This is a genomic window from Geobacter sp. AOG2 (genome assembly GCF_019972295.1).
In the GTDB taxonomy this organism is placed as follows: Bacteria; Desulfobacterota; Desulfuromonadia; order Geobacterales; family Pseudopelobacteraceae; genus Oryzomonas.
On sequence record NZ_BLJA01000001.1, the window covers coordinates 2,308,873 to 2,327,174 of the forward strand.

At 55.0% G+C, this 18,302-nt stretch carries 15 protein-coding genes and 1 tRNA gene; 9 read left to right on the forward strand and 7 right to left on the reverse strand.

The annotated features are described in order from the left end of the window. Positions 1–135: 135 nt before the first annotated feature. The gene (locus tag LDN12_RS10445) at positions 136–1,020 is read right to left on the reverse strand and encodes a carbon-nitrogen hydrolase (RefSeq protein ID WP_223922618.1); all 885 of its coding nucleotides are present in this window, start codon (positions 1,018–1,020) and stop codon (positions 136–138) included. Next, positions 1,017–2,042, reverse strand: a complete 1,026-nt coding sequence (locus tag LDN12_RS10450; protein WP_223922619.1) for an agmatine/peptidylarginine deiminase — start codon at positions 2,040–2,042, stop codon at positions 1,017–1,019. Before LDN12_RS10450 ends, LDN12_RS10445 begins: the two co-directional genes overlap by 4 nt. 270 nt (positions 2,043–2,312) lie before the next feature. On the opposite strand from LDN12_RS10450, the gene LDN12_RS10455 reads away from it, so the two are divergent. From LDN12_RS10455 to LDN12_RS10490, 8 genes are all read left to right on the forward strand, one after another. Then, the gene (locus LDN12_RS10455) at positions 2,313–3,797 is read left to right on the forward strand and encodes a hypothetical protein (RefSeq protein WP_223922620.1); all 1,485 of its coding nucleotides are present in this window, start codon (positions 2,313–2,315) and stop codon (positions 3,795–3,797) included. Positions 3,798–3,898: 101 nt separating this feature from the next. Beyond that, positions 3,899–5,434, forward strand: coding sequence for a LysM domain-containing protein (locus LDN12_RS10460; RefSeq protein WP_223922621.1), 1,536 nt, complete (start codon positions 3,899–3,901; stop codon positions 5,432–5,434). 14 nt (positions 5,435–5,448) lie between these two features. After that, positions 5,449–7,386, forward strand: a complete 1,938-nt coding sequence (locus LDN12_RS10465) for a GspE/PulE family protein (RefSeq protein WP_223922622.1) — start codon at positions 5,449–5,451, stop codon at positions 7,384–7,386. 123 nt (positions 7,387–7,509) lie between these two features. Continuing rightward, positions 7,510–8,352, forward strand: a complete 843-nt coding sequence (gene ispE, locus LDN12_RS10470) for a 4-(cytidine 5'-diphospho)-2-C-methyl-D-erythritol kinase (RefSeq protein ID WP_223922623.1) — start codon at positions 7,510–7,512, stop codon at positions 8,350–8,352. 23 nt (positions 8,353–8,375) lie between these two features. Then, positions 8,376–8,450 (forward strand) — tRNA-Gln (locus LDN12_RS10475). Between the two features lie 564 nt (positions 8,451–9,014). Next, positions 9,015–10,226: a tetratricopeptide repeat protein gene (locus LDN12_RS10480; protein ID WP_223922624.1), complete on the forward strand. Its 1,212-nt coding sequence runs from the start codon at positions 9,015–9,017 to the stop codon at positions 10,224–10,226. 460 nt (positions 10,227–10,686) lie between these two features. Further along, positions 10,687–11,532 carry a flagellin gene (locus LDN12_RS10485; protein ID WP_223922625.1) on the forward strand — a complete coding sequence of 282 codons (846 nt, stop codon included), beginning with the start codon at positions 10,687–10,689 and terminating at the stop codon, positions 11,530–11,532. Between the two features lie 87 nt (positions 11,533–11,619). Continuing rightward, the gene (locus LDN12_RS10490; RefSeq protein ID WP_223922626.1) at positions 11,620–12,072 is read left to right on the forward strand and encodes a flagellar biosynthesis repressor FlbT; all 453 of its coding nucleotides are present in this window, start codon (positions 11,620–11,622) and stop codon (positions 12,070–12,072) included. Between the two features lie 58 nt (positions 12,073–12,130). Here the strand turns inward: LDN12_RS10490 and flgL are convergent, their stop codons facing one another. The 5 genes from flgL to LDN12_RS10515 all read right to left on the reverse strand — a co-directional run bounded on the left by flgL (position 12,131) and on the right by LDN12_RS10515 (position 15,937). Beyond that, complete coding sequence (gene flgL, locus LDN12_RS10495; protein WP_223922627.1) at positions 12,131–13,042, reverse strand: flagellar hook-associated protein FlgL; 912 nt, start codon at positions 13,040–13,042, stop codon at positions 12,131–12,133. 19 nt (positions 13,043–13,061) lie between these two features. Beyond that, entirely contained in the window at positions 13,062–14,450 is a 1,389-nt protein-coding gene (gene flgK, locus LDN12_RS10500) for a flagellar hook-associated protein FlgK (RefSeq protein ID WP_223922628.1), read from the reverse strand. A gap of 1 nt (position 14,451) precedes the next feature. Next, complete coding sequence (locus LDN12_RS10505) at positions 14,452–14,940, reverse strand: flagellar protein FlgN (protein WP_223922629.1); 489 nt, start codon at positions 14,938–14,940, stop codon at positions 14,452–14,454. Between the two features lie 175 nt (positions 14,941–15,115). After that, positions 15,116–15,436 carry a hypothetical protein gene (locus tag LDN12_RS10510; protein ID WP_223922630.1) on the reverse strand — a complete coding sequence of 107 codons (321 nt, stop codon included), beginning with the start codon at positions 15,434–15,436 and terminating at the stop codon, positions 15,116–15,118. Positions 15,437–15,562: 126 nt separating this feature from the next. Beyond that, entirely contained in the window at positions 15,563–15,937 is a 375-nt protein-coding gene (locus LDN12_RS10515; RefSeq protein WP_374045087.1) for an HU family DNA-binding protein, read from the reverse strand. 428 nt (positions 15,938–16,365) lie between these two features. On the opposite strand from LDN12_RS10515, the gene LDN12_RS10520 reads away from it, so the two are divergent. Next, entirely contained in the window at positions 16,366–18,213 is a 1,848-nt protein-coding gene (locus LDN12_RS10520) for a B12-binding domain-containing radical SAM protein (RefSeq protein ID WP_223922631.1), read from the forward strand. Positions 18,214–18,302: the final 89 nt, after the last annotated feature.

An 18,302-nucleotide genomic window follows, 5' to 3' on the forward strand; every position in this document is an offset into this window, starting at 1 on the left:
GATGAAACACCAAGGTTGTTCAAAAATAATCAGATCGTCGCACTCGCAGAATGCCCCGAGGAGGCGTAGCAGAGCTACGCCTCACGAAAGAGCGTTCGAGGACGGCGGCGAGATGGCTGTTTTTCAACAACCTTTTTAATCCCGGTAACGCTTCAACAGATCCCCATAGGCGTCGATACGCCGGTCGCGCAGAAACGGCCAGATGCGCCGCACGGTCTCGCTCCGTCCCAGATCCAGGTCCACCAACAGAATTTCCTCGTTCTCCCGTGAAGCCTCGGCCAGCAGTTCCCCCTGTGGCCCGGCTGCAAAGCTGCTCCCCCAAAATTTGATCCCGGTCTCGGGATGAAGGGGCGACGGTTCGAACCCGACCCGGTTGACGGCCAGAAGCGGCAAACCGTTGGCCACGGCATGGCCGCGCTGGACGGTGATCCAAGCGTCACGCTGGCGCTCCTGCTCCGCCGTACTGTCGGCCGGGTCCCAACCGATGGCGGTTGGGTAGATCAGAAGGTCGGCCCCGGCCAGGGCCATCAATCGGGCCGCCTCGGGATACCACTGATCCCAGCAGACCAGAACCCCGAGCGTCCCGACCGAGGTCTTCACCGGATTGAATCCCAGGTCGCCGGGGGTAAAATAAAACTTTTCGTAAAAACCGGGATCGTCAGGGATATGCATCTTGCGGTAAACGCCGGCCGTGGAGCCGTCGTTTTCAAAGACCACGGCGGTGTTGTGGTACAGTCCGGGAGCGCGGCGTTCGAAGAGCGAGGCCACAATGACCACTCCCAGCTCGCCGGCCAGGCCGGCAATGACGCGACTGTCGGCGCCGGGGATCGTCTCTGCCATGTCGAACAGGTCTGGATCCTCGACCTGGCAGAAGTATGGGCCGGCATGTAATTCCTGCAGAACCACCAGGAGCGCCCCGTCGGCTACAGCCCGCCTGATCATGGCGCAGGTCTTGCCCAAGGTTGCGTCCTTGTCGTTGCTGCATGTCTGCTGGATCAACGCCGTTCTGAGGGACCTCACGGCAACACCCCCTGAGGTAACTGCATGGTCACGCAGTGCAGCGAACCGTGCTGCTCCAGGAGCGGCAGACAGTCGATGCCGATGACCTCCCGGCCGGGAAAGGCTTGGCCTATGCATTCCATGGCGAGCCCATCCTTTTCCTCATCCCGGTAGGCAGGGACCAGCACGGCACCGTTGATCACCAGGAAATTAGCATAGGTAGCCGGCAAACGGTGGGCTTGGTCGTCGAAACGAGCCTTGGGCCAGGGAAGCGGGATCAAGCGATAAGGGGAGCCGTCCGGGGCCCGGAAGGCCGCCAATTCTCCCTCCATCAGCTTCAGTGCTTGGTAGTGTTCGTCCCGTGGGTCGTCACATGCTGTGTAGACGATGGTATTGCCCGGACAGATACGCGCCAGGGTGTCGATATGGGAGTCAGTATCGTCTCCGGCCAAAAAGCCGTGATTGAGCCACAGTACGCGCCGTGCCCCCAGAAGGGCGGCCAGAGCCTGCTCAACCTCGCTCTTATCCAGTTGTGGGTTGCGGTTGGGCGAAAGAAGGCATTCGGTGGTAGTCAGGATGGTCCCGAGGCCGTCGCTCTCAATGCTGCCCCCTTCCAGAATCAGGCCCACGGTTTTGAGATTGGGGGTGAGCGCGCCCAACTCCTTGAGCCGCTTGGAAATCAGGTTATCGTGATTGGCGGCGAACTTGAGCCCCCAGCCGTTGAAACCGAAGTCCAGAAGCACTGGTTTGCCGTTGAAGATCACCGTGATGGGGCCAAAGTCCCGCGCCCAGGTATCATTGGTGGGCAGTTCGCAGATAACCACCCTTTCCAGGTCGATGCCGGAACCGGCCAGGTAGTTGCGGGCAGAAGCGGCACTGGGCGCGACCAACACCACTCGCTCAAAGCGGGTAATCCGGAGGATAATCTCCGCAAAAACCGGACGGACGTCGTCCAGCATATAGGCCCAATCGGTGTCCTCATGGGGCCAGGCCAGCAGGACGCCGTCCTGCACTTCCCACTCGGCGGATAATCTCGGATTCACGGTCTCATCTCCTGTTGAGGTAAGTCTCATCCTTGTTTGCCAGGACGGTGGACAGTATAGTATGGTGAAACCTCACCACGCAAGCCCACTTTTTCTCCGGCGGGGAAAACCAGCCGGAACGCCTTTGTTTTGACTCATGCACTCCAAGAAAGTCCTTCAGCAAAAAACGACTATTTTCTTTCATCTTAAGTCGTGGTAATTATAAAAGCTGCCAAGTTCGGCACTCACAAGTTAATAAAGAAATTCAATATATATAAACAAAGGCCGCTAATGGTCAGCCTCGTCATTATCTCCAACAGCCCAAAAACAGCACATATCAAGCAATATCTCCAAGCAACGATCAAGGTTACGGTCGACGTGGTGGCCGATATCGACCAAGCGCTGCAGGATATTTTCGTAAAACGTCCGACTGTCGTCTGCATCCAGAACCGACTCTCGGATATCAATGCCGATGAAATTGCCCGGCATATCCAGATGCTGTTCAGAAAAGATGCGCCCTCCTTCATTCTGATGCACGAGGGGGACGACAACGCCAAACCGGTCGCCGGACTGTTCGAGCACCTGCTCGACCTGACACTGCCCGAGACGAAACTGGCCAAGACCCTTGGTGCCGCCCTCAAATCGATTCTCGGCACCCAGTGGGAAGACACCTGCTTGTCACCGCCCCCTCCTAAGGGCAAGCAGCCTCAAACAGCCGGTATCACACTGAATCGCCCCCGGGAATATTCCGCTGTCGAAGAACATGACGCATTCGTACTCGTAAACTCGTTGGATGAATTCATGACAACCATGCCCGAGGCCCAGGTCAGGGGACTGGAGAACGGCGTTCACCCGGATCAAGAACCGGCGGCTGCCTCCCCCGCCACGAAGCCTCTCGACACTGCCCCCCGCAAAAACACTCCGTCCCGACAATTACCCGTCGAACACGAGAAAACGGCCAAACAGATGGGGCATGAAACCTCTTTTCCAGAAGAAACAGTGATTCCGTCCAGGACCATCGCGCCCTCACCCCCGCTTTCAGTGCGCCCAACTTCACCCCCCCTGCCGGCAGCCCCCCCACCCCCTGTGGCCAAGGCAGTACCACAAGACCATCGCCCAGTGTCGAAGCCTGCGGTTTCGCCCCCGTCTATCACAACGCCGCCGGGTGATTTCCGCATTACCGCGGCGGCTACAGCAGCAGCCGGGCGGGAACAGAGTGATATAGCCCCGTTCATTGAGAGCTTTGAACTGCCGGACAGGAGATGGAGGCGCCGTGTGGGTATCGCCCTGGCCATGGCGACCTGTGCCGTTGCCTGGTATCTGCTGCGGCAGAAACCGGGGGCGGCAACGAAGCTGCAAAAGCCGGCGCCCGTCGCGGTAGCCATTCAAAAGACTGCTTCGAGCGTGCACCATCCCATCGGAAATACGGATGCCCCTCTGCCGGCATTTATTCCTGCTGATGGCCGTGACAACGTCTATACAGCCCGGCACCCGGGCTGGGAACGTTATGCGGGAGCAGATTACGAATGCCGGATATTCCGGGAAAACAACCGCATCAAGGCTGTCCAGGTGTTGCCGGCTAAACGGCAAAGCCTCGATGAGGAGTTTCTGAAAAAAGTGCTGACAGAACTGGTGGGCAACGACCATTTCCGGGTGACCTCACGGGAGAACGTACAGGATTACCTGATAGAGCGTGGCAGTGTGGCCGACAAGGCAGACCTGATGCTCTACATTCGAAAATCGAAATTGCACGCCTTTGTCGTATCCCTGATTTAAAACAACCGTCACATTTTTTCAACCTTGCTGGATTTATACATTTGTCGGCCTTGGCCCCTGAGCGGGCTCGACTTTGATCAGAGGCCGACCATGGAGATGCAATGTTCTCATCATATGTCCGTACCACGCTGGTTTTCCTACTCATCATTGCCGCTTCGATAACCGCACAACCCTTGCACGCCGCCATGGACCCGCGTTTCGAACTGAGCCCCCAGACACTTGAGGCTACCACGACCCGCAAGCCTGCGGCCAAAAGCGGCAGGCATGCCGCCCGGCCACGCTCCCGCCAACTGCCGCAAAATGGCACAATCTATACCATAAAAGCCGGCGACAATCTTCACAAGGTCCTGGTACGACATTTCGGCATAAAAGATAATGAGACAGAAACACTGATCGAAAAAATCTGCCGCAAGAACAATATCAGGGATATCAGACGCCTGAAGGTCGGCCAACGTATAGTGATTCCTGCCTTTGACCGCAAGGCGGAAGGTGCGGCCACGGTGTACGAGACGGACAGGGTTGCTTCGGCCACACCCGACGTAGACGCGCCTGAAGCCACGGGGAGGGCATTTAGCCTGACGCCCCCCTCTGTGCCTGCACTTGATGGGCAGGAAACCCTTCGGCAGATCAAAAGTGTCTGGGATCGGGTCGTGCCCTCGAAGAGCGAGTTGAGCAAGCCGCTCACGCTTCATTCGCCCACATTCACCCTGACCCTCGATCCTCAGCGTTATCCCATGTACGCCACCATGGATGGCGGCCGGATCTTGGTGGACCGTAAAAAGACCATCCCTCCCCTGATCAAATCGCTGATTGAAGAAAAGGAGCCGTCGGTCCATATCGTATCCGAATCGCCGGCAGACACCAGGCAGCTTTTGGCCACCATGCTTGAAGCGGCCGGATTCTATTCGGTGGAGGAAAACTTCAACATGGAGTTCGGAGTCGACCCTAAGGTAACCGTCCACTCCGATTTCAAGATAGAAAAGGCGGCCGACAGCCTGGTCAATCAGGATGTCGTTTTGTTGAACAACGGACGGCAGCCCCTGCCAACCACCTTGCGGGGGGTGCTTAAAAAAGAAGGCTTTACGGTCTACGAACCGTTTGCCGCGCCCGGACCGCTCATCGTTCGCCCGGCCCGCAACATCGGACAGATAGGGATCTCCACTCAACCCAAAATGGTGGATGCCATCCTGGCGTCTTTGGCGGTATCACCCGAACGTGATCGATCCCTAGACGTCTTTGGGGCGGACGACAACGGCATCTCCCTTTCCGTCAGGGCCGACCGGTCATTCGTCCGCGGCGGACAAAAGTACGTCATCACCCGCTTTGACGGCGATGCGGTCACCTACACCCTCTTCCGTATCCTGGAAACCAAGGGGTATCGGGTCATTACCCTCGACAGACAGGACGATTTCCGCAAGAGCACGGAAAAAATCCTCGCGGGAATGAAGATCCGGAACACCTATGGCCGACATGACCTGATCCGCGAGGAAGGACTCCCCTATTCGGTACAGATGTCGGGGTTCTGGTTGGACGACCCTTCCCTGCCCGGCGGCAGTCTGTTCCTTACCGATCTGGCCATTGACCAGGTCGTACGCAGCCTTCTGTTGGAAAACGGTTTCAACATTTACACAAAATAAAGGTATACGAACGCATGATCGTGAAAAAAGTTGGTGAAATATTAATCGAGCAGGAGCTGATTACCCAGGAGCAGCTCCAACAGGCGCTCGAACTGCAAAAAAACATTCCCGACCAGACGATCGGGCAACTGCTCTGCAAACTCGGATTCATACGGGAAAGCGACCTGCGTTTCGTGCTCGACCAGAAAAACAAGCGGCCGGAGCTGGTCGATATCCTCATGAGGGACGGCCTGCTGGATCAACCGAAGATACGGCACGCCCGGGAGATCGGTAAACAACACAACATCCCTCTTGAGAAGGCGCTGATCAAGTTACGTTATATCGATGAAGAACAACTCGCCCAAGCGGTGGCAACACAATATGACCTGCCGTATGTCACCATAAACTGCCGGGATCTGGATGTGGTCCTCTCCCAGTACATCAGCGTCGTCTACGCCCAAAAACACCGCATCGCTCCCATCTCCAAGATCGGCAATACACTGACACTGGCCATGAGCGCCCCCCTCAGGCAGATTGACATCAGGGAACTGGAAGACAGCATCCGCCTGAGGATCATTGCCGTAATCGCCACTGAAAGTGATATCCGGGTGGCACACCAGCAACTTTACAACGTCGCAAACGCAGGAACAACGACCAGCGCCAGTGACGAGGTAAATCTGGACATCCTGCCGGACAGTATCGTCGATCTGCTCAGCAAGACATCCCTCGGCGACGAGCCCGACATAGAGGAAGAGACCAAAAAGGTCACAGAGAAGGATAGCGTCATCGTCAAACTGGTCAACAAGATCATCTACGACGCCTATGTCAAAAAAGCCTCCGACATCCACATCGAACCCTACCCCGGCAAAAAGGACGTCGTGGTACGCACCCGCATCGACGGCCAGTGTTCCATCTACCAGAAGATCCCATACAAATATAAGTTTGCAATCCCTTCCCGCCTCAAGATCATGGCCGACCTGGATATCGCAGAACGACGCAAGCCCCAGGACGGCAAGATCGAATTCAAAAAATTCGGACCGTTGGACATCGAACTGCGTGTGGCAACCATGCCGACGGTCGGCGGACTGGAAGACATTGTCATCCGTGTCTTGTCCAGCGGCGAACCGATCGGTTTCAAGGACTTGGGTCTGTCCGACCGAAACATGCATGTCTTCGAAGAGGCTCTCAAGAGTCCCCACGGCCTGGTCCTGGTCGTTGGCCCGACCGGTTCCGGCAAAACCACAACTCTGCATTCTGCCCTGGCCACGATCAACCAGCCCACCCGCAAGATCTGGACGGCAGAGGACCCGGTGGAGATCACCCAGCCGGGCCTGCGTCAAGTGCAGGTAAATGCGCGCATCGGCTTCACTTTCGCCACCGCCCTGCGTTCATTCCTGCGGCTCGACCCGGATGTCATCATGGTCGGCGAGATGCGCGACGAGGAAACAGCTGGTATTGCCATTGAGGCCTCGCTGACCGGCCACCTGGTATTTTCAACGCTGCACACCAATTCAGCACCCGAGACGGTTACCCGACTTCTGGAAATGGGGCTCGATCCTTACGGCTTTTCTGACTCACTGCTCTGCGTCCTGGCCCAACGACTGGCTCGTCGACTCTGCCCCGACTGCAAGGAGAGCTATCAGCCTACAGAACCCGAAATCGGTGAGTACATCGACGAGTACGGTCAGGAGGATTTCACCCTGAGCGGCATAAAACGGGAGGGACTGACCCTCTATCGTGCAGTGGGTTGCGAACGCTGCGGGCACAGTGGTTATCGCGGGCGGCTCGGCATTCACGAGGTACTGGACTGCACCTCTCAGTTGAAGAGCCTGATCAAGCGCCGGGCGCATACGGATTCAATCTATGAGCAGGCGGTGACAGACGGCATGACCAGTCTCAAACAGGACGGCATCATAAAGGTGCTGCAGGGGCTGACCGACATCCACGAGGTGCGACGGGTTTGCATCAAATAGGTCGCGAAACCACGCCGGGGCTCACTTTGGGCTTGCCTTTCGAACTGTTCTTGCGGTAAGTAACAGCATCCCGGTTTCGACCGGCATCACTACGGGAATATGACCCGCGAAAATGGAGTGTCCGTGAAGAGCCTGACGTTGCAAGCCCCTGCCAAGGTCAACTACCGCCTGGACGTGATCCGCCGGAGGCCTGATGGATATCACGACCTGCGCATGGTCATGCAGCGGGTAAACCTGTGCGATATAATTACCTTGACCCTGACCAAGACCCCCGGCATCAGCGTAACCTGTGGTAAAAAAGGCGTACCCGACGGGCCTGGGAACATCGCCTGGAAAGCGGCAAAAATCCTGCTCGATTTGGCAAATCAGGGGCAGGGAGCAATCATCGACATCGTCAAGAATATCCCGGTCGCCGCCGGACTAGGCGGTGGCAGTAGTGATGCCGCCTCGGTCCTGATGGGCATGAACGAGTTGATGGGGCTGGGGCTCTCGGATGAGCGTCTGATGGAGATCGGCGTTACACTGGGTGCCGACGTGCCTTTCTTCATCTTCCGGAAAACTGCCCTGGCGGAGGGCATCGGCGAACAACTCACCCCTATGCCGGCCATGCCTGCCGCATGGGTGTTGCTGGTAAATCCGGGTGTGCATGTCTCTACGGCTTGGGTTTATAGAAGTTTACAGTTGACAAACCGGGAAGGTCTGGCTAAACTCCCCGAGCTTTTTCGGAGTATTGAGGACATCTGTTCGATCTTTTCAAACGACCTCGAATCGGTGACCGTTCCCTCTTTTCCCGTCATCGCCGAGATCAAGGAAACTATGCTCCGCGAAGGTGCGGCAGGAGCCATGATGTCCGGCAGCGGTCCGACAGTCTTTGGCCTTTTCCGGGACCGAGAAAGTGCGGAACGGGCCGGCACCGTTCTGACCGACGGCACGGGCTGGTTCGCAGCCGTTGCCGAAACCATCTGATACGATCATTCCTCTTTACCTGTTGGGGCGTCGCCAAGCGGTAAGGCACCGGATTTTGATTCCGGCATTCCCAGGTTCGATCCCTGGCGCCCCAGCCATCCTTCTTAAAAGGGTTTGCAGAACATTCTGCAAACCCTTTTTTTTTGCCCTTCATTTCCACACCACTCACTACTCATTTATCTATTTTCCCCAAAATAAGTATATCATAAAGGTAAATTAGTGAGACAGACAACACATCCCGAGAGGAGGATTAGTCATGACACGAAAAAGTGCAAAAATATGCGCGGTTGTCGATACCCGGCAGCGCGTTACGTTAAGCAGCGAACCTGAATTCTATTGTTCCAGATGCGGGGCCAAAAGCCACAGTAGCGCCAGTGTCTGCGATCCGGTACCGCTCGAGCCGGATCATTGAATCCCCTGAATGGCCGTCAGAACGGAATTACCGTCAAAAGCGGAGAGGCATTTTCATCGACCGATGGAGATGCCTTTCCGCTTTTGAGAGCGCCCCCTCTACGCAAAATATCGCAAACTTCCTCATTTTGACCACACTTCTTCCACATTTAAAACCGATAGAGTAATAAATTCGATACAAAATGTCTTTAACTGCACCTTCTCTACCAAATCGTGGCGACAATGTGCAGAAAACACACAGGGAGAAGCCTATGGCATCGGTCATTGGTTCAGACAGCCTCAGTTCCATTTTCGCCGCCATGGTGGATACAACAAACCGCCAGAGTGCGTCCAATACCGCGTTGAACAACGGCTTGACCTTTTATCAAAACGGCAAGTACCAGCAGGCGGTTAACGCTTTCAGGATGTCCATCTCATACAACGCCGACGATGGCACCGGAAACAATAAGACCGCCTACAATTATCTGGCTAAGGCCTATGCGGCCCTTGGCAAGGACAAGGAGGCGATTGCCGCCTACAAGCAATCCCTCAAGTTGGACAACACCCAGGACGATATCCATGTGGCCCTGGCGAATATTTATATCCAGGACGGCAAGAATGCCGAAGCCGAAAAGGAATTGAAGGCGGCCATGACGGCCGACCCGCAGAATGTCGTCGCACCCTATACCCTCGGGCAACTCCTCACCAAGGAAGGCAAACCGCAAGAGGCGGAAAGCTACTTCAGAACCGCCGTCAAACTCTCACCCACAGACGGCAACGCCTACTACGGCCTTGGACTAAGCCTTGACGAACAGGGCAAGACAAGCGATGCCATCCCGGTGCTGAAAAAGGCTGTCTCGCTCAAGTCAGACTTCGCTGCGGCAATCTACGAACTCGGCAACGCCTACTACAAAAGCGGCCAGAAGGATCAGGTAACATCCCAGATTTCGGCACTGGAAAATATTGATACCACCGAATCCAATACCTATGCCACCGACCTGACGAATATGATCAGCCAGCCCAAAATTACTACCATCGATACAACGAAAAGCACATTTAACACAACCCTCGGAGCAGTGCCGCTCCTGGCCATCGATACGGACTTTGTCCAGGCTGATTCCTCAAAAGAGGTTTCGGTGACCTTCCTGTTTGACTCGGAGATGGACGCCGGGTCGGTAATGAATATCGGCAACTGGAGCATCACCAAGGCCCAGGGTGCAACCATCAACAAAGATACCGGACTATACGACAACGGTGCCTACCGTTCCACGGACACTGTAGTGTCGCCCATTCCTTCCAGGGTAATGTACGATGCGACCACCCATGAGGCAACGATCTATTTTTCTCTCAGGCAGAACGATTCGTCGACAGGAACCATAGATACTTCCAGGATCATTTTCAGTTTCAACGGCACGGATGCCAGCGGTAAATCAATGGATTCCAGCGGCAACCAGATCGACGGTTTTTCAGGCGAATCATTTTGACCGGTCTTTCCGCCTGTTGTTTTGCCCGCCAAGTCATCAGCCTGTCATGCTAACGGGTATCCCGTCACAGCAAAACCATACAAGTGTGTTCCACTGGCTGCGTTTAATTGTGAATAAAATGCCTACATAATCGTATATTAATAAAATGTATTACAAATAAGTTCTGGATTATTTACCAATATTTTACGTTTCCTTATTTTAATCACATTTATTCCATATTTAATACCGATAGGTAAATAAAATCGCACTTAAACGCTACCTGACCTCCCTGCTTTTTGGGATATTTATGTAGCTGGTAAAATGGCATATTGGTGTCAAGATTATGCCAACTATTTCGAAAGGAGGTGGATTACAATATATTCATCTTAAGAATAACTAGCAACGAACAATGGCAACAAACTACTTTGTATGTTATGTGCGGTAAGAAATACCGCAAAAACCCCAGAAAGGAGTAGCACACATGGCAATCAACGACATCTCCCTTACCAGCGGCATGAGGAACAACCTGTTGTCCCTCCAGAACACTACCACCCTCATCAACCGGACCCAGACCCGTCTGTCCACCGGCAAGTCGGTCAACACCGCTCTCGACAACCCGACCAACTTCTTTGCCGCCCAGACCGCAACAGCCCGCGCCACCGACCTGTCCAACCGCAAGGATGGCATGAGCGAGGCCGTGCAGATGGTTTCCGCAGCCAACGCGGGCATCACCGGCATCACCTCTTTGATCGAGTCCGCCCAAGGTGTCGCCCAGGCTGCACTGGCCACCACCAGCGTCACCGACCGTGCCAGCTACGAAACCACCTTCAACACCCTGATGACTCAGATCACCGAGTTGGCCAGCGATTCCGGCTACCGCGGCACCAACTTCCTCAACAGCCAGAACCAGACTGTTGAATTCGCTCCCGCAACCGGCGGCGCTACGCTGCAGATCCAGGGTTTCGACGCCACTGCAACCGGCCTGGGCCTGAGCACGGCAGGAACGGGAAGCGGAAGTATCGACTGGGCGGATTCCACCACCGGCACCGCCGGTATTCAGTCTTCGGCAACCCAGCTCGAAAACGCGCTCAACACCTTGCGCAGCCAGTCTTCAACGCTGTCCGCAAACCTTAGTGTCGTCACGTCACGCCAGACCTTTACCGACAACATGGTCAGCACACTCCAGACCGGTGCCGACAACCTGACCCTGGCCGATACCAACCAGGAAGGCGCCAACCTGCTGATGCTGCAGACCCGCCAGAGCCTGGGTATCACCTCCTTGAGCCTGGCTTCGCAGGCAGCTCAGGCAGTTCTGAAACTGTTCTAAACAAACTTTAAAACAGAAAAATGTGGGGGAGTCTATCTCCCCTCCATTTTCAATTTTCAAGCCACTAACGACAAGCAAGGTTGCCCAATGTCACTGAAACTACATCTCAAACCGCATGAAAAGATCATCCTGGGCGGTGCCGTAATCAAGTGTGGAAACAATCCCGTCAACTTTTTTGTGGAAAACAACAGCGTCGCCATCCTGCGTCAGAAAGATATCATGACGGAAGCAGGTGCCACCACCCCGGCGAGGCGGGTCTATTTTGTGTTGCAACTCATGTACATCGATAATGACTCAAACAATTCAAAATTTTTTGAGCGGTTCGAGGGGCTGGAACAGGAGATGATTACTGCCGCTCCAAGCAGCCGGCGCTATTTTGTCGAGATCAGGGATTGTATCACATCAGGCGGGCTTTATCGGGCACTTAAAACAGCCCGTGAATTGATTGACTATGAAGAACAACTTGTCGAGCAGGCGAATATTAGGCTGCCCATCAAACTGCCGCAAGTGAGTGGACTGACCGAGGCAGGCTCCCCTTAAATAACCTCTAAAAAAACACCGTCACAAAGGCAGGAACAGACCACCACAAATCAAGGCACTACAGGTAGTCCAAAAGAGACATGGATGATATCTTGGCCGTCGCGGCCAATGCCGCTTCGTATGCCGTCTGTTGCTGGCTCAATTCAACACCGACCGTCGTCAAGTCAACACTCTGAATATCGCTGACCACATTTTCCAGGGTTGTCTTATTATTGGTGTTCATCGTGGACATCGTGTCAAGACGCTTCAACCGCGCGGCGACATCTATCTGTGCGTTGTTTATCTGAGTGGCACCTGCTTCGAGATCTTTAGCCCCTTGCTGTATGGCCGCGGCATCGCTCGCGGTGGTACTATCCCCAACCGCACTGATCAGGTCGTCGAGCGTCTTGAGTATATCAGTGGAGCCGTAGCTGGGATTTGAACCACTACCCTTTAACAGTCGGTCACCGGTTATGTTGACCGTTTGGTACGAGTTTTCGGTGATCTCCACCTTGGACTGATTGCTATCGCCGTTATACGTATTGCTTGTTGAACTGAACGGGGCCGTGGAGTTGCTGGTGCCGCCGAACACATAAGTATCACCCGACTGAGTATTGGCATAATCGATGATCTGCTGTTTCAGAGCAACCAACTGATCATGCGCACTCTGCCGGTCCGACGCGCTGTCGCTGCCATTCGAAATGGAATCGACGAGCGATTTGGCTTGCGTGATGGTGTCCGATATCCCGGTCAAGGCGTTGCTCGTGACGTTAAGTAAAGTCGTAGCCTTGGTTATATTGGTCGAATACTGGTTGATCGCGTTCAGGGAATCGCTGATATTCAACAGGATGCTTGTCGATGTGGGGTTATCGCTCGGCCGATTGATATTCTGATCCGATGTGCTCAGTTCGGTCAGTTTGTTAAGGGTCGTCTGCCCCTTCTGAAGGTTGTAGATAGCGTTAAGAGCCGACGTGTTCGATGAAATTCTCATATCAGATATCCTTTTCAGATCAGCTTATAAGCCCCAGGACCGTGTCCATCATATCGGTCACCGTCGTGATCAGCTTGGCCGAGGCCTGGTACGACTTCTGGTATTTGGTGAGATTGACGAGTTCTTCGTCCAGGGAGACACCCGAGTTCGATTCACGGAGCGTGCTCAACTGGTTGCTATAGGCCGTGTTCTGGGTGACGTTGTTTTTACTTGTCGCGACATCCTGGCCGACCTGGGTAACCATGCTGGTATAGTAGTCGCTAAACGTGGACCCCGACATGGTCGTGGTATCATTGGCCAGATCCGCCATCGCCAGGGCGTTGCTGCCGTCGCCCGTACTGGAAGCGTTTGATGATGCCGCAACCAGGTTGGTGCCGGTAATGGCGGAATTAACCGCTATCGTCGCGGCACTCGTCCCGGGATTGAACAGAGCGATCCCGGCCGTGCCGTTCAGGTCATAGCCGGCCTGTTGCTGCGCATTGACCTTCGTTGCAATGGTCGTTGCCAGCGTATCGAGTTGACTTTGGTAGCCCGGAATGACGGTGTCACGCAGCTCCAGAGTTGCGCCGAGCGTTCCCGTCGTCGGAGATACCGTAGCGGCGGTTGTGTCTCCGGCCGCAGTCAGGTTGACATCGTAGAGCCCTGTCGTGGTGTTTGTCGTCAGCGAAAAGGACCCGGCCTGCGACCCGGTGACCAGTGCGGCGCCGCTATCGGCGTATTGGACATCCGTCGTACCGTCGCTGTTTTCCGTATAGGTTATGCCGAGTTGCTGTGCAAGATCCTGTATCTTCTGGTCGCGCTGGTCTTTGAGTTCATTGGAGTTGCCACCCGACTGGTCGATCACCTTGATCTGGCTGTTGAGTTCGGCAATGCTTTTCAGATTCTCGTTGATGCTGTCCGTAGTGGTAACAAGTGACGTGTTTTGAGCGGTGATAGTGTCCGAAAGGGTCTGGCTGACGGAATTGAAGTTATCCGTCAGGTTCTGAGCAGCAGTCAACACCGCCTGCCGTTCAGCCGTGCCGGTTGGGTTGCTGGTCAAATCCTGCCAGGAATTAAAAAAATCGCTGATTGCCGTCCCCAGGCCATCGGTGGAAACCTCATTGAAAGAAGGTTCAATCTCCTGAAGTACGGTGGATTTAGTGGTATCATACCCTTCTTCCGTTTGGGCGTTCGCAAGTTCTTTTTGCAGAACTGCGTCATATGAGCGTTGTATGGAGGTGACACTCACGCCGTTCCCCAAGGACAAGCCACCGGAAGACGTTGACTGGGGTGCCGTTTCGAGCACCGCTGTCTGGCGGGAATAGCCGGCGGTATTGACATTGGAGATGTTTTCGCCGGTTACGCTGATGGCGGTCTGGTATGCGCTGAGACCGCTCACTCCTATTTGCAGTACCGAATTAAGGCTCATATCATGCCTCCCGATTAATCATGACTGATACGGATGATTTCTGCAGATAGCCGCCGGATGCCCCATAGACGCTTGGCCGATTGATCAGGCTGCCCAGGAACCCCAGCGTCATACCCGCTGTTTTGGCAAAGCGCTCCGAAATCGCACAATTTACGGCGGCAGTTTCCCGCACTAGCTGTGCCGCTGCCGCCAGTTTGTGACGGAACAGCAGGAGCCCCCCACCTTTTTTGCCGATGGCAACGGCAACCGTACCGAGCGTGACGTCCGGCGCAAGCCCCAGTTCCGACGCAATTACGGCGATAATTCGGCGGAGGGAGTCATTATGTTCTCCGATACGTCCGGAAAGTTCTTCCTTCTGCCGATTCATCTCCGCCATGGTCTCAAGGTTCATCCGTGCAAGCTCGTCGGTTTCCTGCTCAAGGAGCGTGCACAGTTTCTCGAAGAGCTGAAGCTGGCTCGAAAGCGTTTCTTCAAGTAATTTCACATCCATGGTTTTACGTCCCCTGCGCGCCTGTTCAGGTATCGAAAGAGGGCACATGACGGGCAGTGCCACATACGACGATTCGGCATCGGGGTTAGGGTAAGGAAAAAATGTGAAGGAAATGCGAAGGAAATAAGGAAATGGGTACTACAAAAACTCGTGACACCGCCCAGTATCAGACAGCCTACGGCTTTTTATCAGCGTTTACGTGAAGTTGGCAATGGAGGCATTTGCGCAGATAAAGAAGGGTCATGCCATTGACATGAAAAAAGTTTCCACAGCGAGGGCAGACAGCAACGGCCGACCAGAACATGGTCACGATAAGGATAATGACCCATATGCCGATGGCGGTGCCCATTGTGCGATAGGTTGGGGAGATGGAGTGGATGATCCACATGGCTGGCACGTAAATGGCGACCGTTGCAAAAAAGAACCTGCGGCGCCTGCGTACCAAGGCGAGTCCGGGGCCGAATGTGGATACGTCGGGCGACTGATTGTCATCCATACGCCGTTCTCCCTTTGTCTGCCGCAGTACGAGAAGATGAAGTTGCAAAGGCCGTTTTCTGATGAAAACGGCCTTTGCTCGGCGGAGCGCCCGGCCATCCTGGCCCCGGGAAAGGCCGACCAGATATTATTTTTTCTTAGCCTTTTTCGGAGCAGCTTTCTTGGGGGCCGCAGCTTTCTTGGGGGCGGCCTTCTTAGGTGCGGCAGCCTTAAGGTCTTTCAAGGGCTTGCCTGCGGAGAACTTGCCAACGGTCTTGGCTGGAATCTTGAGGGCCTTCCCAGTTTGGGGATTCCTGCCGGTACGAGCTTTTCGCGTGACCGCGCTGAAGGTACCGAAGCCGATCAGGGTGACTTTGTCGCCAGCTCTGAGTGCTGCGGTTGTAGCATCGATGAACCCCTTGAGGGCCTTTTCAGCCTGTGTCTTGGTGATTCCTGCAGCCTCTGCGATCTTTACTGCCAGCTCTGCCTTGGTCATTGTGCTCTCCTTTCGAGCTCTATGGATTGGCCTTCGTAATGAAGGCCTCTGAAAATGAATCAGAGCATTGCTTCCTATTTGTGTAGATCAGACTTGTGTAGCGTCTATCAGGTTCACCGTGCAATTTTTTACTATTTTTTAAATACATATCATAAATCGATTACTAATTGCCAATAAAAATACCACTTGGCGCCCGCTAAGTATATTATTTTTACCGGTATCAGGGCGTATGTAGTGTAAACAATGACCGGGCGCACGGGGCGTTTCACAAGACAACACTTCGAACATATTGATTTTGTTATTGACTTCAAACGAACCACGTAGTAGAAATTCCCCTATAAAGCAAGGATCATCATCGATCGGGTTAGCTGATTAAGCTAGCCCTTTTTCGTCATATCGCCAACAAAACACCTGCTTCCACCACTCGTCAAAGGCTCACGAAAGGATTCACACCCGTGCGCATCACCCTTGTCTCTCTCCATCCCGCCCCCTCCCCCCAGGCGATCCCCCTTGCCAACGCCTTTTTGAAGGGTTTTGCAGCTCAAACTTCTCTGGAAGTAGAACTGGTGGAATTTTTTACCGACGATGTCCCCCATGTGTGCGCCGAAAGGGTTGCGGAGGGCTTGCCGACGGCGATCGGTTTTTCCCTCTATCTATGGAACCGCGCCGCATGCCTGGCAATCGCGGACGACGTGCGCCGCCGTCTGCCGGAGGCGTTGATCTTCGCCGGCGGGCCTGAGGTAACGGCAGATCCACACGGCATACTCGACGGGTCCGCCCTGGACCTGGTCATCGTGGGCGAAGGCGAATACCCCTTCAACGTCCTCTGCAAACGACTGGCCAACAACCAAACCCTGGAAGATATTCCCGGCATACTCATAAAAGGAGCGGCGACGCCATTTCTTCCCGCCCCCCCTCTGGTCGACCTGGACGCCATCCCCTCTCCCTACCTGGGTGGCATTCTGGACTGTGACCACTATCCGGGCGTTCTGTGGCAACTTTCACGCGGGTGCGGCTTTACCTGCGACTTCTGCTTTGACTCCCGCGGCCAGCACGGCGTGCGGCGGTTCTCCCTGGAACGGATCGAGTCCGAGCTGCGTCATTTCGCCCAAAGCAGAGTTTCCCAAGTCTTTGTGCTCGATTCCACATTTAACCAGGACTTGAAAAGAGCCAAGGCTATCCTGAGGCTGATCAAAAAGATCGCGCCCGGTATCCATTTTCACTTTGAAGTCCGTAGCGAGTTCATCGACCCGGAACTGGCCCGACTCTTCGCCCAGATCACCTGCTCCTTGCAGATCGGCTTGCAAAGCTCCGACAGCCGGGTGCTGCAAGGGGTCGGACGCTCCTTTAGGACCGAAGACTTTGTCGGACGGATCGATCACCTGAACCGAAGCGGCGCAACCTTCGGCTTCGATCTGATCTACGGCCTGCCCGACGACACCCTGACAGGTTTCCGTCGCAGCCTGGATTTTGCCCTGTCACTCTATCCTAACCACCTGGACATCTTCCCCCTGGCTGTGCTGCCCGGCACCGCACTTGCCGACCGGAGCGACGCCATCGGCCTTAACCACCTGCCCCGCCCCCCCTACACCCTGCTCTCCTCCCCCACTTTTCCAGCCGACGCCATGACTGCGGCGCAGCGCTTGGCAACGGCCTGCGACATCTTTTACACCCGTGGCAGGGCCGTGGCTTGGTTCAATGAGGTCGCCAAAGCCCTCAAGATGTTCCCCAGCGTTTTTTTGCACCGGTTTTCAGAATGGCTACTGACGGAGAGGGGCTCGCAAATCGATGAAAGCGACCTTGACGAGCAAGAGGTCTGGCAACTCCAACGGGGTTTTCTGAACAGTATGTTCAGCGGGCCGACACTGAAACGTTATCTGCCGGTGGTTCTCGACCTTGTGGACTACCACTATCACTATGCCGCCGCGCTCCTGAGCCCGCTGGAACGCTCGCGGGGGCGGATACCGGACAAGGGCCGCCTCCTGCAATCTACTCTGCGATTGGCAGGTTCAGTCCGCTTGGCAAAATTCAACTACGAAATTCTGGAGATACTCGATGCCGGCATACCGGATATCCGCCGCCTGACAAACGCCCTGGTCCCCGTCGGTTCCTTTGCCGCCATCTATTCGAGCCACAACGGAGTCTGTACCGAGTCTCTGGCTAAGCCCTATTTCCACCTTCTGGAGCGCTTGGACGGCAGGAGCCGGGCCGATGCCATTGCCGCAGGCCTTGGCCTTCAACCCGACGATGCCGGTAACTTCCTTCTCTTCGCCCTGGATGAAGGGATCGTGCTGCGGAACTGATGGGTATAACCTCCCGGTAATCTTGATCGCGGCAACACCAGCCCACACCTGTTTTTTCTGCGCTTGACAGGAATCAGCGACCCATGATC

What these genes read in the sequence shown, in the direction of transcription:
- LDN12_RS10455 (WP_223922620.1), top strand. Translation starts at nt 2,313, where the DNA reads ATGGTCAGCCTCGTCATTATCTCCAACAGCCCAAAAACAGCACATATC.
- LDN12_RS10460 (WP_223922621.1), top strand. Translation starts at nt 3,899, where the DNA reads ATGTTCTCATCATATGTCCGTACCACGCTGGTTTTCCTACTCATCATT.
- LDN12_RS10465 (WP_223922622.1), top strand. Translation starts at nt 5,449, where the DNA reads ATGATCGTGAAAAAAGTTGGTGAAATATTAATCGAGCAGGAGCTGATT.
- LDN12_RS10480 (WP_223922624.1), top strand. Translation starts at nt 9,015, where the DNA reads ATGGCATCGGTCATTGGTTCAGACAGCCTCAGTTCCATTTTCGCCGCC.
- LDN12_RS10485 (WP_223922625.1), top strand. Translation starts at nt 10,687, where the DNA reads ATGGCAATCAACGACATCTCCCTTACCAGCGGCATGAGGAACAACCTG.
- LDN12_RS10490 (WP_223922626.1), top strand. Translation starts at nt 11,620, where the DNA reads ATGTCACTGAAACTACATCTCAAACCGCATGAAAAGATCATCCTGGGC.
- flgL (WP_223922627.1), bottom strand. Translation starts at nt 13,042, where the DNA reads ATGAGAATTTCATCGAACACGTCGGCTCTTAACGCTATCTACAACCTT.
- flgK (WP_223922628.1), bottom strand. Translation starts at nt 14,450, where the DNA reads ATGAGCCTTAATTCGGTACTGCAAATAGGAGTGAGCGGTCTCAGCGCA.
- LDN12_RS10505 (WP_223922629.1), bottom strand. Translation starts at nt 14,940, where the DNA reads ATGGATGTGAAATTACTTGAAGAAACGCTTTCGAGCCAGCTTCAGCTC.
- LDN12_RS10510 (WP_223922630.1), bottom strand. Translation starts at nt 15,436, where the DNA reads ATGGATGACAATCAGTCGCCCGACGTATCCACATTCGGCCCCGGACTC.